Source organism: Vibrio sp. 1457 (assembly GCF_033340195.1).
GTDB classification, from domain to species: Bacteria; Pseudomonadota; Gammaproteobacteria; order Enterobacterales; family Vibrionaceae; genus Vibrio; species Vibrio alginolyticus.
Genome location: NZ_JAWOWA010000007.1, coordinates 1 through 14272, shown reverse-complemented (window position 1 = coordinate 14272; position 14272 = coordinate 1). Strand labels below are relative to the sequence as shown.

The 14272-nt window shown below is 45.1% G+C and carries 16 protein-coding genes; 8 read left to right on the top strand and 8 right to left on the bottom strand.

The window, feature by feature from the left end; genetic code table 11:
• Window positions 1–30: 30 nt before the first annotated feature.
• The 3 genes from R7Z41_RS09220 to R7Z41_RS09210 form a co-directional block, all read right to left on the bottom strand.
• Window positions 31–1599 (bottom strand): DEAD/DEAH box helicase, encoded by a 1569-nt coding sequence (locus R7Z41_RS09220; RefSeq protein WP_064369387.1) that lies wholly within the window; start codon window positions 1597–1599, stop codon window positions 31–33.
• Window positions 1600–1888: 289 nt separating this feature from the next.
• The gene (locus R7Z41_RS09215; protein ID WP_225477489.1) at window positions 1889–2596 is read right to left on the bottom strand and encodes a biotin/lipoate A/B protein ligase family protein; all 708 of its coding nucleotides are present in this window, start codon (window positions 2594–2596) and stop codon (window positions 1889–1891) included.
• A gap of 27 nt (window positions 2597–2623) precedes the next feature.
• On the bottom strand, window positions 2624–2779 hold the full coding sequence (locus R7Z41_RS09210) for a hypothetical protein (RefSeq protein WP_206970468.1): 156 nt from the start codon (window positions 2777–2779) through the stop codon (window positions 2624–2626).
• A gap of 42 nt (window positions 2780–2821) precedes the next feature.
• Between R7Z41_RS09210 and R7Z41_RS09205 the strand changes: the two genes are divergently transcribed.
• Window positions 2822–3148 carry a DUF4156 domain-containing protein gene (locus R7Z41_RS09205; protein WP_206970370.1) on the top strand — a complete coding sequence of 109 codons (327 nt, stop codon included), beginning with the start codon at window positions 2822–2824 and terminating at the stop codon, window positions 3146–3148.
• Between the two features lie 79 nt (window positions 3149–3227).
• Here the strand turns inward: R7Z41_RS09205 and R7Z41_RS09200 are convergent, their stop codons facing one another.
• The gene (locus R7Z41_RS09200) at window positions 3228–4256 is read right to left on the bottom strand and encodes a hypothetical protein (RefSeq protein ID WP_206970369.1); all 1029 of its coding nucleotides are present in this window, start codon (window positions 4254–4256) and stop codon (window positions 3228–3230) included.
• Between the two features lie 411 nt (window positions 4257–4667).
• Window positions 4668–5816, bottom strand: coding sequence for a PLP-dependent aminotransferase family protein (locus R7Z41_RS09195; RefSeq protein WP_017819834.1), 1149 nt, complete (start codon window positions 5814–5816; stop codon window positions 4668–4670).
• A gap of 124 nt (window positions 5817–5940) precedes the next feature.
• On the opposite strand from R7Z41_RS09195, the gene R7Z41_RS09190 reads away from it, so the two are divergent.
• Both R7Z41_RS09190 and R7Z41_RS09185 read left to right on the top strand, forming a co-directional pair.
• A complete protein-coding gene (locus tag R7Z41_RS09190; RefSeq protein WP_033906341.1) occupies window positions 5941–6810 on the top strand; it encodes a GyrI-like domain-containing protein in 870 nt (289 codons plus the stop codon).
• A gap of 80 nt (window positions 6811–6890) precedes the next feature.
• Complete coding sequence (locus tag R7Z41_RS09185; protein WP_206970368.1) at window positions 6891–7793, top strand: LysR family transcriptional regulator; 903 nt, start codon at window positions 6891–6893, stop codon at window positions 7791–7793.
• Window positions 7794–7870: 77 nt separating this feature from the next.
• On the opposite strand, the gene R7Z41_RS09180 is transcribed toward R7Z41_RS09185, so the two are convergent.
• Complete coding sequence (locus R7Z41_RS09180; RefSeq protein ID WP_025767963.1) at window positions 7871–8674, bottom strand: SDR family NAD(P)-dependent oxidoreductase; 804 nt, start codon at window positions 8672–8674, stop codon at window positions 7871–7873.
• Window positions 8675–8902: 228 nt separating this feature from the next.
• On the opposite strand from R7Z41_RS09180, the gene R7Z41_RS09175 reads away from it, so the two are divergent.
• Complete coding sequence (locus R7Z41_RS09175) at window positions 8903–9142, top strand: YdcH family protein (protein WP_005373737.1); 240 nt, start codon at window positions 8903–8905, stop codon at window positions 9140–9142.
• A 73-nt stretch (window positions 9143–9215) separates the two neighbouring features.
• Here R7Z41_RS09175 and R7Z41_RS09170 read toward each other — a convergent pair whose 3' ends face one another.
• Window positions 9216–9887: a cupin domain-containing protein gene (locus R7Z41_RS09170; RefSeq protein ID WP_206970367.1), complete on the bottom strand. Its 672-nt coding sequence runs from the start codon at window positions 9885–9887 to the stop codon at window positions 9216–9218.
• A 208-nt stretch (window positions 9888–10095) separates the two neighbouring features.
• Here R7Z41_RS09170 and R7Z41_RS09165 point away from each other — a divergent pair, with 208 nt between their 5' ends.
• The 4 genes from R7Z41_RS09165 to fabG all read left to right on the top strand — a co-directional run bounded on the left by R7Z41_RS09165 (window position 10096) and on the right by fabG (window position 13972).
• Entirely contained in the window at window positions 10096–11238 is a 1143-nt protein-coding gene (locus R7Z41_RS09165) for a hypothetical protein (RefSeq protein WP_017633595.1), read from the top strand.
• Window positions 11228–12154, top strand: a complete 927-nt coding sequence (locus tag R7Z41_RS09160) for a metal ABC transporter solute-binding protein, Zn/Mn family (protein ID WP_206970366.1) — start codon at window positions 11228–11230, stop codon at window positions 12152–12154. Before R7Z41_RS09165 ends, R7Z41_RS09160 begins: the two co-directional genes overlap by 11 nt.
• Window positions 12155–12157: 3 nt before the next feature.
• Entirely contained in the window at window positions 12158–12952 is a 795-nt protein-coding gene (locus tag R7Z41_RS09155; protein ID WP_206970364.1) for a metal ABC transporter permease, read from the top strand.
• A gap of 300 nt (window positions 12953–13252) precedes the next feature.
• Complete coding sequence (gene fabG / locus R7Z41_RS09150; protein ID WP_206970363.1) at window positions 13253–13972, top strand: 3-oxoacyl-ACP reductase FabG; 720 nt, start codon at window positions 13253–13255, stop codon at window positions 13970–13972.
• A 90-nt stretch (window positions 13973–14062) separates the two neighbouring features.
• Here fabG and R7Z41_RS09145 read toward each other — a convergent pair.
• A partial coding sequence (locus tag R7Z41_RS09145; RefSeq protein WP_318136350.1) for a hypothetical protein occupies window positions 14063–14272 on the bottom strand: 210 nt, incomplete at its 5' end.

Genomic DNA, 14272 nt, shown 5'->3' with positions numbered 1-14272 from the left:
TGTTGTATTTTCTATCGGGCTGTTTGCAGATTAGTTTGTGGCCTGTGGACGAGGCTTACGACGCTGACCTGATGGTTTGTTTCCTGCAGGTTTAGCATTGTTTGGCTTGCGGTTACCAGACGGTTTACCAGCGTTGCCACTCTTATTACCGTTTGGTTTATTTCCACTCGGTTTATTGCCATTTGGCTTGTTGCCGTTAGGTTTGCGGTCATCTGGTTTACTGTTTGCACGACCTTGGCCTTCACGGTTGCCTTTAGGCTTGCCCGCACCGCCTTGGTTGGTGCTGTTTTTGTTGCCGTTGTTACCACCGTTGAAGCGACGCTTAGGTTTGTTTGCACCATTGCCTGTTTTCTTTTCGGTTGCTGGAGCGTTTTCACTTGCAGCATTTGGCGTTTTTGGTTTTTTTGGCTTCTTAGGTTTTTTCGGTTTGATTGGGCGCGTATCCAGTTTAGATTCTGGCACCACATTGGTTGGCGCAAAACCTTCCAACTCTTTACGTGGTAGTACTTCTTGAATCAAACGTTCAATCGCAAACAACTCAGATGCTTCTAGCGCACACACCAGTGAAATCGCTTTACCTACTTCGCCCGCGCGGCCAGTACGACCAATACGGTGAACGTAGTCTTCTGCCACTTTCGGTAGCTCAAAGTTCACCACTTGCGGTAATTGCGGAATATCGATACCGCGCGCAGCAATGTCCGTCGCGACCAACACACGAATTTCACCCGATTTGAAATCCGCCAGTGCTTTGGTACGTGCGCCTTGGCTCTTGTTGCCGTGGATGGCAGCAGCCGGTAGATTTTGTTCGATCAGGAACTTCGCCAGACGGTTTGCGCCGTGTTTCGTTTTCGTAAACACCAGCACTTGCTTCCAATCGCCGTCTTTGATCAATTTAACCAACATCGGTGCTTTCTTCTTCACGTCTGCTGGGTAGATGCTTTGCTCAACCGTTCTCGCCGTCGAGTTTGCCGGGTTCACTGAAATCTCAACCGGGTTGTTCACCAAGCCTTTCGCAAGGTCGCGGATTTCATCCGAGAAAGTCGCAGAGAACAGTAGGTTCTGACGTTGTTTTGGTAGCAGAGCTAGGATTTTGCGAATATCACGGATAAAGCCCATATCCAGCATGCGGTCTGCTTCATCCAGTACTAGCACTTCCAGTTGGTCGAATTTGACCGCATTTTGGTTGTACAAATCCATCAGGCGGCCTGGTGTTGCTACCAGCACATCCGCACCTTTGCGAAGACGCTGCATTTGCGGGTTGATCTTCACACCACCAAAAACAACTGCACTGCTTAGTGGAAGGTGACGGCCGTACATAAACACGTTTTCTTGCACCTGAGCCGCAAGTTCACGCGTTGGCGTCAGGATAAGTGCACGAACTTGGTTAGCACGAACGCGAGGGCCGTTCGATAAACGCTCAAGAATCGGTAGCGTAAAGCCTGCGGTTTTACCTGTACCAGTCTGCGCTGCTGCCATTACGTCTTTCCCTTCCAAAATAGCAGGAATTGCTTTTGCCTGAATTGGCGAAGGGGTGTCGTAGCCTTTCTCTTGAATAGCTTTAAGGATTGGAGCAGATAGACCTAACGAGGTAAAACCCATATGTATGATTCTCAATTGTAGAGTTAGATAACAACGCGCCGAAAACAAATCGGTGCGAAAAGTGCGACATTCTGAGGCTTTTAAGCGCAGGCTTCAACTAATTCCGTCATGGATAAATATTTGAACTGGATCTCATTTCTTTTTGGCAGGCAAAACTGATAACTGGTTTGGTCGAACGATTGAATGGTTTTACGTTGGCGGTGCCCATTCTTACATCGCTATCACGGTATGTAGTTTGAGTTTATCAAATGCTGTTCGGAGTGTGGGGGAGGCTTGCTCCTTTCATTACTCAGCTTTTTGCATGCGTTAAAAACGCACTCGTCAATTGCTGAAAGAGCGAATCTACCGATGGGCGGTCGGATACATGATGGAAGAGCGGTGTGTGGACATCACCACGAATATCATCGCTGTGACCGCAAAGCTGATTACACATTCGTACTGGTTCGACAATCTTCCCGACGTCGGCATCAATCAGAATGCATGCTTGTGACAATACCACTTGTCCGCCGCCTTTTTTAAGTAAAACACGCTGCGCGGTTCCCACGACTTTTTGCCCGCCAATGTTGAGGTTGTACTCGCCATCGCAGTAGGAATAAGGCGTAGCATGAACATCCACTTTCACGCCGAGCTGTTTAAAGAAAACCGTTAATATCGCACATAAATCGAGATACGCTTTTTTGATGTTGTAAGGCTCGCCTTCTGGCCAGTGGTAAATGTGAGATAGATTGATAATACCTGGCACCTGAGGGACTGGGGCACCACCGGTTTTACGAGAAAAGAGCTTCCAGCCAGACGTATTTAACGCATGTTCTAACTCATTAGACACTGGCCATTTCTTACCAGCGGGAAGCACGAGCGTTGGACTTTTTACTTGCCAAAGCAATAGCACTTGCGAGAGTTGGTTGGACTGAACTTGTTTAATGAGCTCATCTTCTTTGTCAAATGCATCAGCGACTTCCGTAGCTGTGTAGCGAATTAGCTTATTTTTAGCAACCAAACTCTATCCCTCGCGGCTATTTAATCATTACTGTTGTATCTCAGATACAGCTTGATTGCTAGGTCTGTGATTATTAGGTTTTTGCTCGCTAGCTGCATGATCACCTTTTGGATCTTTTCCGTTGTCCATTAATTCTGCTTGAACACGCGATAAAAAGTTTTTGCTAGTCATCACATCAGCCATTCATAAAATCTGCCATCTATGAAAAATTTTGGCGATATAAGTATGAAAAAGCGAGTGATGTGTCTCGCGTTAGCGGCATCATTAACGGGATGTGTGACGTTCCCAACTCAAGAATCTGAGCAAGTACAGGTGCTTTGGGACAATGTGAATGCGATTGAAAACTGTGAACTAATGGGTACCGTGATCGGCTCAGAAGGACACTTTTACGACTACTGGCTTCACACAGATAAAGACATGGTTTGGGGTACGCTAAACCAAATGCGCATCAAGGCGGCGGATTTAGGCGCGGATACCTTGTACTTATATCAACCGTTGAGCTTTTCTACGTCAGTGACGATGTTTGCAAATGCTTACAAGTGCAAACAGTAGCGATTTGCTTGCTCATCATTGAAAGACAGGCGCTGCTCGCCTGTCTTTGATGCGTTCTACAAATACTGGCGACTTTGCGTTAATTGACGTTTGCTGTCGCCACCGCTGATGTATCAGAAAACAACAATGTAAAGTCTCGCTCGGTATTAAGCACTTTGGCTGGAAACTCTAAGCTCAACTGCGTATGTGGCGCGACTTCTGAAGCAATGCTAGTAACGAATTTTCGGGTTTCTCCAGGAGAGATCGATATGTCACTTCCACCTTGTGATGAGAGCTCAGCGATACCCATTGTTTCAAGTGTGTTACCTGCAGTATCCGCCAGGTGTAGTAAAGATTCTGACTTGTAGATTAATTCTCCACTTTCTGTGCGATATGCATTAAACGTGTTGAAATTTGGTTGTAATGATCCTTGTGATCCAATGTTAGTAACGGAAAATGTCACATTAGCGCCATCAAAGTTCTCGACTCTTACAAGTACGTTACTGTCTTGGTAACGAGCGGCTGCCGCCGCAGTTGCTTGATGTTTCTGCCTCTGTTTCTCTTTTTCAATGTCGCTTAACTGTTTCTGCTCATTAGCGATTCGATTCTTTGCCATGTAGTACGACTGATCGACCATTGCTATTAAAGCGGGGATTGAATACAAAGTGAGGCCTTCCAAATGGTCAAAGTCGATTTTGGCATGTTGAGTACGTTTATGATTAGAAAATTGGCAGTAACCATCAATCAAACTGATGAAAGCCACTTCAAAAGTGCCCTGTAATCGGCTTACTTCCTGTGCTGCTTTCTCTAGATTTGAGCGGACTTTCCGAATCTCTTCCAAACTCTTTTGTGAAAGACGACCGTTTGGCGATACGTCGTTAGAAACCGAAACCAGTTCTTCGGTCACAAATGGATTGTTTTCGGCAGGAATCACCGTAGTGATACGGTTGGATTTGGTGATGTCTTCGCCCAATAAAACCATCATTTTTTGCGATGCGGCGGTTGTGTTGCCCGCTAATACGTCACTACAGTTTGGCGACGTATTGGCATATGCGGCGAATGCGGTAAAAAGTGAAAGTGTAACGGACCAGCCGATGGTGACAAGTCCTGTCGTGATTCGAGTATTCATCCTGATAACCCCTCTGTCATTTGGTGCGATTCACTGACGTAATTGCCAATCAAAAGATTGGCTCGCGACATTCAGAATGGTTCTGGTCAACCCTTCGTAGTGGGTATGCCCACAGATGCTTTTTTAGTCGTTTATCAACCGCTAAGCCACGATTGATAAAGTGTCTGAAATTGAGAGCATTAACGCTGCGAAGTTGATGTCTTTGACTGAAAGATAGACGTAACTTTTCTAACCATCAAATACGTGATTGAGTTCTCATTTTTATATGAGTGAGAGGTTCAAGAGAAAACAGGCACTTACTGTAGAGAGTTGATTTGAAGGAAAAATATAAATTTTTTTGGGGAACTTTTTTGATGCTGCCTTTGAGACTTTTTTTGAATCTCAAAGGCAGGTTCTTACACTCGCGTTCAATTACAACGTGTTGAGGACATCCGCGAGTCGAGAGACAGCTGTCGTCAGTTCTTCTGGTGTGGCATTGGTAAAGTTAAGACGCAGAGCGGCTTTTACCTTTGAACCTTCTGGATAAAAGACCGGGCTCGGCACTACGGCAACCCAGTTTGCGAGAAGGTTTTTCGCCAGTTCGAAGGTGTCGCATTCTGGAATCTCGACCCAAACGAACATGCCACCATCGACGGGTTTGAGTACGCAACTTTCTGGCAGCTGTTTTTGCAGTTCAGCAAACATGACATCGTAACGTGATTTGTAAAGCGCACAGATGGTTGAAATGTGCGTTTCGAAGTTGTCATGTTGCAGTAGACCATGCAGCAAAGCTTGCATAGGAATACTAGAGTGCAGATCGGCACCTTGTTTAATTTTGATGAGTGGCTCAAGGTAGCTACTCTTGCCCGTAACTACACCAATACGCAAGCCTGGTGAAGCTATTTTGGAGAAAGAGCGCAATACGATGGAGTGCTGTGGGCAGAAGTCCGAAACCAGTGGAAGCGCTTCACCAGAAAAACGTAGCTCGCGGTATGGTGCGTCTTCAATGAATGCCACGTCGTATTGTATACAAAGCTCGGCAACTTTTTGGCGAGTCTCTAGCGCCCAGCACACGCCCGTTGGGTTGTGAAAATCGGGCACAGCATAGAACATTTTCGGTTGCTGTGTAGCAAAGCATTGTTCAAGTTCTTCAAGGTTTGGACCACACTCGGTTTGTGAAACGGTCACGATGTTGGCTTGCACTAGACCGAATACTTGCATAGCACCAAGGTAGCTCGGTGCTTCCATCACCACTTTATCGCCCGGATTCACGTACGCACGCGCAATCAAATCTAGCCCTTGCTGAGAGCCCGTTGTGATCATAGCCAAATGAGATTCCGGCAGCTGGTAATAATCGGTCAAAAAGTTAAGTAGCGGGGCGTAGCCTGCTGTTGCGCCGTATTGAAACACCTCTGGCATATTCGCGAGGTTTTCGAGCGTCGGTTTCATTAAGTCGATCGGGAAGGTTTTTTCGTCCGGCAAGCCACCTGCAAGAGAAATGACGTTCTTATCGCTCGCTGCTGCGAGGATCTCTCGGATGTAGGATGACTTAGTTTGTTGTAATGACTGTGCGATTTCCATGTGCTGTGCTTCTCGTAAATGTCTTTTTTATGTCAGAAATAGTATAGGTAAATTGCCAAGCTTGGTGTGTCCATTTATGCTGTTAAACATGTCCATTTATGCTATTTAAGCGAAAGTTTACTCCGTGAGCCATCAACAAGTTTCCAGAATCAATGACGTGCTGTTTTACATTCACCAAGACATTAGCAGAGATTTATCGGCTAAAGAGCTAGCAGATGTAGCAGCCTATTCTGAACAGCACTTCCATCGTATTTTTAAAGATGTGGTAGGGGAGTCTGTCCATCAATATATCCGTCGCACAAGAATGGAATACGCCGCCAATCAACTGATGTTTGATACCAGCTCATCGGTGTTAGACATTGCTAACAAGTGCGGCTTTAGCTCGGTATCTTCTTTTAGCCGAGCGTTTAGAGCAACGTTCGCTATGTCTCCTGGCGCGTGGCGAAAACATGATTTACAAGTCGCAGAAAAGCCGTATCTAAAAGATCCGGAAGTGGCTGCGGGTTATCATCGGGTTGCTAAACGCGAGTTGCCAGAACCTAAAATTATGGAGGTTCCACAACGCTTTGCGGCTTATGTGCGGCATGAGGGTTATAGCCGTTCCATTCGCAATGCGTGGCTGATTTTGAAGGCGTGGGCAAGCTCTGAGAATCGGGACTTTTCGGTTCAATACGGTTTGCATCACTCCAACCCCGCTTGGGTTGAGCTCGATAAGTGTCGCTATGTGGCTTGTATGGCGATTGATAAGCCGCTTAAAGTACGCGGTGTCGTGAATCAAATGACGATTCCGGGTGGTTTGCATGCTGTTTTTCGCTTAACAGGGGTATATGGAGAGCTTCTTCCTCAATTGAGTATGGTGTTAGAAAAGTGGTTGCCGAATTCAGGCTTTAAGCAGCGTTCTACTCCCGCTTATGTTCACTATCATAAAAACCATTTCCTTAGCCATGATGAGGCGTTTGAGCTGGACTTCTATCTGCCCATCAGTTTTTTCTAACTGGAGTATTTATTTACTATCCGTAAGGAAGAAAATGCTAAGCTCTATATGGTGATTTTTTACAAATAATTGAAAATTAAATGAACATCGATCATGTAAAGCTATTTGTCCGTTTGGCTTCGACACACAACATCAGCATGGCTGGTCAGGAGCTTGGACTTTCTCCTGCTGTCGCTAGTGCGCACATCAACAAACTTGAGGACAGCTTAGGAGTTCGTTTAGTTCATCGCACCACACGCAAAGTTTCCTTAACTGAAGAAGGGCAGGCTTTTTTACCTCACGCGGAGGAGGTCCTTGCAACAGTGGAGGCAGCAAGGGGAGCTGTTGGCTCAGGGCAGAGTGCGCCAACGGGAGTATTACGTATAACCGCCTCTGCAACTTTTGGTCGCTTGCATATTGTGCCCGCATTAAAAGGTTTTATGGCGCGTTACCCAGGGTTAACCGTGGACTGCCGATTTTCTGATTCCATTATGGATCTGGTTGAGGGAGGTTTTGATGTCGCCATTCGTGTCGCTGAGTTGAAAGATTCTTCATTGGTCGCAAGAAAGCTTGCGCCAGATCGTCGTATTATCGTTGCATCACCAGATTATATTGAACAATTTGGAAGACCCAACAAGCCCCAAGACTTGACGAATCATGAGTGTATTAACTTAGTTGGAATGAATAATTGGTCATTCAATACAAAAGATGGAATGGTCAATGTAAGAACTTCTGGTCGTTTTAAAACTGATAATGGTGATGCGATGAGAGACGCGACGGTAAACGGGTTAGGTATTTCTATCAACTCGGTTTGGAGTGTTTATCAAGAATTACAAAGTGGTCAGCTAGTGGAAGTACTCGAAGATCACCCTTTAGCGATGGATGCTGGGATTTGGGCTGTGTACCCAAGCTCTCGTTTAATTGCGCCTAAGGTGCGTGCCTTTATTGATTACTTTGCTGAATACTATGGTACGCCACCTTATTGGGAGTTTGCGGAAAAGTGATAACAAGTTTCACTTATCGAATACATTGTTTTTAAGGTCCGAATAAAAACGAACCTCAAGATAATTCTTAATTGTTATTAATAGAGTTTGCTTAAGATTAATTCAATAGTATCAATTATCTGCTGTGTTTTGCTTTGATCTAATGCATCAGGGTGTGGGGGCGCGAATGCTTCAATGTCATTATCGAAGTACATACCATGCGCTTGAGCAAACTCTTCTGATAGCGCAGCGCGAGTTAGAATATCTGCTCCTAAGCGGATATCACCACCAGCAACCCCATAAGCATCTTTAACCATCTTACTACCTAGGAATGATTTTGGGTTTACTGATACCAACATAGGGCCAGTGTTCTTAAGCTTTAGTCCGATTGCTCGTGACCACATCGTTAATGCCAATTTGCTTTGGGCATATGCTTCGCCATCTGACAATGGTTTGTTACCGAGTAAAGCGCTAGTGTTTACTGTTGTTTGTGCAGCTGAAGACAAATTAACCACACGACCCGTATCTCCGAGCAACGGCAATAGCTCTCTAGTGAGTAAGTAGGGAGCAATGGTGTTGACTGCGAAGCGTACATCAAGACCCTCTTTAGTTCTTGGATTTGGTGTTGCGTACACACCAGCATTGTTAATGATGACGTCTAAATGATTGAACCGTTCTGTTATCTCCATCACTATCTGTTTTACCGCATTGGGAGAGGATAAATCAGCAACAAGGCTTTCAACTTTACCACTTTTCATCTCCCTCAAACTTTGCTCAACTTGTTGAACTTTCTCTATATTCCGGCCATGGATTATTACGTGTTGTTCACGGTTAATTAACATTTTCGCGGTTTCTAAACCAATACCGTCAGTAGATCCAGTAACTAGAATTGTCTTTCGCATGATCGCTCTCATTGTTGAAGGTTAATATAGAACGATCATAGTGGCATCTTTTGCATTCGACTATTGAGACTAAAAAGAAAACACTTTCTAGGAAAAATTGAAAATAACTTTGTTGTTCTTTTTGTGGACGGTGCGACGAATTAACGTCTCATTAGATGCTACGGTTATACATGTGGTGCTCAAAAATTAGGCACTATTTTGTACTCAAATAATAGCCAAGAGGTCTCTATGTTAGGTGAAAATCACTCATTAACTCATGAATTCCCAGAACATTTGGATACCATTACTCAGCTTACCGAAAACGATGCATCATTTGCTGAAACCGTTAAAAACTACAATGCTTTAGATAAGGAAATCCGCGTACTAGAACTTCAAGGAAGCCCGATTGATGATCACGAAATGAACGTGTTAAAACATAACCGGGCTGAGCTCAAAGACTGGCTCCACTCGCGAATAATGGGTTCTTAGTGACGAAATGATCATCGGCTCGTAAATTGCGGGCCGATTTTAGTTCCAATGGACGATGCCAAGTGTGCAAACACTAGGAGTGCTGAGCAGGAGCTTGGAGCGGCAGGTGACCAGTTTTTACCCAAATGATCGTTTCTTGCTCTACAAAAGGAAAATGCTCACTCATATGTGGGCTTCGAATCCAAGAGAGAGCGGGATAGGTACCTAGCTCGTCTCTAAACTCTCCTGACAATACGAAAACTTCTTCACCACCAAAGTGACGGTGTGGTTGAAACTTCTTACCTTTTGGCCATTTAACCAATGCGACATGTTCGTGCTCAAAATTATGCAGCGGCATGACTTGCAACCCACCGACACCACTCTGCCAGCTCGCTTGGTTTGTATTAATGCGAACTGTTTCAAGATCCTCAGATTCGAACTGATTTAGTTTAACTAAAATCACACAGCCTTCTTTGCTAAATGGTGCGTGTTGACTTCCTGGAGGGTTACGAAGGTAAGTGCCGGCAGGATAGTCACCGTATTCGTCAGAGAATACCCCCTCGAGCACCAATATTTCTTCTCCTTGAGGGTGAGGATGAGTCGAAAACTGCGAATTTGGCTCGTACTTAACGACGCTGGTGGTATGCCCTGATTCTTTGGCTTCTCGTTCCAAAGGTTTGCGCCACACACCTTTGGAAGGGCTGGCGATCCACTCCTGTTGAGCAGTATCTATCACGATTCTTTTTGAAAAATCCATATTCAACATATTGAAATTCCGTTACTTATTTAATTACTAATTCTCATTAGTATACGTATAAAAAACATCAATTGATTCATTTGTTGATAGCCCAATTCATGGATTGAGTACGAACATGAAATCGGAGCCTAATTTAAATTTCTGCTTGTGTAATGAGAATTGTTATATTATAACATCGCAAAATTAAATGTTATAACATAACAAAAAGGAAATAGTAGTGAATAAGAAATTGGTGTCTCTCGTGATCGGTAGCATTTTTGCATCCCCTGTTTTTGCCGACACACTATCGAACCCACAGATTGGTGTTGTTGTTGATGGCTACTACCAAGATGGCCAACGTCATAATTCTGAGCGCGAAGAAGGCTTTGGTCTAGGCCATACGGAATTAAACTTCTCATCAAATATCGACGACAAGTTTTACGGCGCATTGACCGCGGTTCTTGAAAGTCATGGTGATGAGACAGAATTAGAGCTTGAAGAGGCATTCATCGAAACTTTGGCATTGCCATATGGTGTAAACGTGCGCGCTGGCCGATTCCTATCTGACTTTGGTTACCTGAACAACCAACACATGCACACCGATAGCTTTGTTGAGCGTCCAATTGCTTATCGTACTTTCCTTGGCTCGCACTACTACGATGATGGTGTACGTGCAAACATCGTGTTGCCAACCGACCTTTATGTAAAACTTGGTGTAGAAGCGCTCAGTGGTAGCAAAATGTCTTCTGTCGAAGATGGTTCTGAAGTTGGCGTGTACACCACGACGCTGAAGCTTGGTAGTGACTTCTCCGAATCTTCAAGTTGGCAGTTTGGTTTAAGTTACCTGCGTAACGAAAACGGCAAGGTTAAAGAATTCGAAGATCACGACCACGGTCATGAAGAAGAGCATGAGCACGATCACCATCATGGCGCAGCAGTGACAGGTGCGAACCTTTACGGTGCTGATTTTGTTTGGAAATGGGCACCAGACGGTAATTACAAATACAGCAACTTCACGCTATCGGCTGAATACATGCTGTTAGACGGTGTGGTAGATAGCAAATATAAAAACGATGCAGAGTCACCAGACAACTTAAGCGCTTACTATGTTTCGGGTGTTTATCGCTTCAACCCAAGCTGGTCAGCAGGTCTACGTTACGGCGAAGCAGAAAGCTACGATGGTCATGCACATGGCGACCACATGCATTTTACTGAGCTGAATGATAAAGAAATGGATGCGATGATCGCATGGGATTCTTCTCACTTCGGTACTATCCGTGCGCAATACACTCGCATTGATAACCAAGACAGTGAGACAGACAACGTGTTCACTCTGCAATACGTGATGACATTTGGAGCGCACGGTGCTCATGCGTTCTAAGCTGACATTAAATAAATGCAGTTTGGTGATGATGGCGGCAGGAGCTGCCATCATTGCTTCGCCTGCTTCGGCTCTAAACATTTTCGTTTGTGAGCCAGAATGGAAAGCCTTTCTTGAAAGCCACGCGCCAGATGCCAGTATTTATTCAGCGACAACGGCTAAGCAAGACCCACATTACGTACAAGCTCGTCCTTCTTTGATTGCGAAGATGCGCCAAGCGGACATGGCAATGTGTTCGGGCGCAGAGCTAGAGGTGGGGTGGTTACCTATGCTGCAAGTTCGTAGCAGCAATGCGGCGGTGCAAAATGGTGCGCCGAGCATGATCTACGCGACGGACTTCGTGCGCATGTTAGATACTCATGCTCACGTTGACCGTAGCATGGGAGATATACACGCTCACGGTAACCCACATGTTCAATTTGCGGCAAATGACATGATTCCATTATCTCGTAAAGTCACGGAGCGCCTAAAAGCGATTGATCCCGACAACGCACAAAGTTACCAAGTGAATGGTATGAAGTTTCGTGCTCATTGGCGTAAAAAGCTTAAAGAATGGAATGAGAAAGGGGCTGCTTTAAAGGGTAAGCAAGTTGTCGGTTATCACGCGACGTATCGTTATTTGTACGATTGGCTCGGAATGAAGCAGATTGCCGATCTCGAACCTAAACCGGGCATTTCACCGACCACATCTCACCTGCAATCACTCACCAAGTTAGATGCTGACAGTTTTGATGCGATTGTTTACTCCTCTCATCAGGATCAGCGTCCAGCGAACTGGTTGCAAGATCATACTGACAAACCTGTGATTCAACTGCCATTGACCGTTTCTGAGAGTGAAAGCTTGGATGAGATGTACGATCAGGTCATTGATGATTTACTGGATGTGTTAGTGCCGCCCGTTCCTGAGAAGATCTAAGCCATGGCTGATTATGCATGGCTTTTACCTGCGGTTTTGTGTGGTTTAATTGCGTTAGTTGGCAACATCGTTCTGGGGCAACAAGTTCTTAATCGTCAGATCATCTTTATAGATTTGGCGGTGGCGCAAGTCGCGGCATTGGGGGCAGCACTAAGCCACTACTGGTTGAGCCAATACGCGCTGTTCTCAGGCTCATTCTTTGGCGAAATGATTGGCCCTTGGGTGATGTCTTTGATGCTTTGCGGTTTGATCGCCTTAATGGAGAAACGATACCAGCAGCATTTAGAGCCCATGATTGGCAGCTTGTTTGTCGTGTCTGCATCGCTGGCAATCCTGCTGGTGAGCAAAGACCCACACGGCGGAGACTTTATTCAAGGCATTCTTAATGGGCAACTGTTATGGGCGACTTGGGCAGACGTTTGGCCTTTGGCACTCATTACCACTGCGATGTTGCTATTGGTTTGGTTAAAACCTGCGTTTATGCGCGGTAGTGGTTTTTATCTGATCTTTGCTATTCTGATGCCCATTACGGTCAAGTTAACCGGCATTTATTTAGAATTTGCTTTGTTGGTGATTCCAGCTTTATGTGCGGCAGCATTGAAGGGAACTCGATTCTTTGTCGCTAGTATCAGCATTGGTATTGTTGGGATCTTATCGGGTATTGCCGCATCGGCTCGCTATGACTTACCGAGTGGTGCGAGTATTGTGATCACCCTGTTTATTGCTGGCATGTTGTTTAATCTCTTGCTTCAGCCTTTTCTGGTGAAAATAACAAAACCAGCTTTTGTAAGAGATTAAGAGACAAGTAATATTGGTTTGATGAAGTAGTATTTGAGTAATCAGACCAATACTTTTCTATCCAAGTCCTCCAATCGTTTAACTTTGCGCCCTCCAGCACACTTTCTTACGTTGATCTTGCCATAGTCATCAAGTTGCCTTGATTAGTTCACATCCGACTCCCAGACTGTTTCTATAGTTTTTATAAGATATAAAAGACCCTGCGTATGAGAAGCGCAGTTGTAACGCGACTAGGCATAAAAACAAAAAACGCTAGGGATACAAGCGAATTTGTAATCTCAACATTTAAGGAAGACCAAGATGAAACCGGAAAAAGTAGCAGTAGTCACTGGTGCGGCTCGTGGTATTGGCCAAGCGATTTGTGAACAATTACTGGAGGATGGATTCCATGTTGTCGGGCTAGATATAGCGCCCGTGGAATGGAGTCAGTCGGCGCAGCTAAGCAGTTATCAAGTCAACTTGTGTGATGCCGAAGCCGTCAGTGAAGTAGTAGAAAGTGTTGTAGAGCAGCACGGAAGAATCGATGCTCTGGTTAACAACGCGGGCATCACTCGAGATGCATTGTTGCCAGATATGTTAGAGCAAGACTGGGACAGCGTGATCGACGTGAACCTAAAAGCGGTGTTCTTACTCACCCAACGTGTTGCTCCTGTCATGCTAGAGCAGGGCACAGGCAGTATTGTTAGCATTTCTTCTATAGTGGGAACGGATGGTAATATCGGCCAGAGCAACTACGGCGCAAGTAAAGGCGGCGTCATCTCAATGAGCAAAGGCTGGGCGAAAGAACTTTCAAGAAAGGGTGCACAGATACGCGTCAACTGTGTCGCGCCAGGCTTTATCGCCACCGACATGACCAAGAACCTGCCAGAGAAAGTCATTCAAATGATGGAAGGCAAAACCCCATTAGGGCGCATGGGCTCAGTTCAAGATATTGCCAGTGGCGTCTCTTTCCTAACCTCAGACAAGAGCGCCTACATCACAGGCCAAGTGCTCAAGATTGACGGTGGGTTGGTATTATAGCTCGTTAATCAAAATCTAAAATAAAAATGCCTTTTACTTATGTAAAGGGCTTTTTTGTTTGAGGAACCCGACTTATGCGAGTACTACTAACTAATAGAAAGCTTCGATGCCGCTTCGAGTTGAGTTTTTGAAGCAAAAGGCCAATACGTTTGAATAGCGTCTCCTCTTAAACACTGCATTCCCTAAAGCACCGTATTCCCAAAAGAAAAGCCCACCGAAAAGCGCAATGTAGATCAGATAAGGATCAGTTGACCGATCCTTCTGATGAGAGACAATCGGAAACCTGTTTATAGGTTTCCG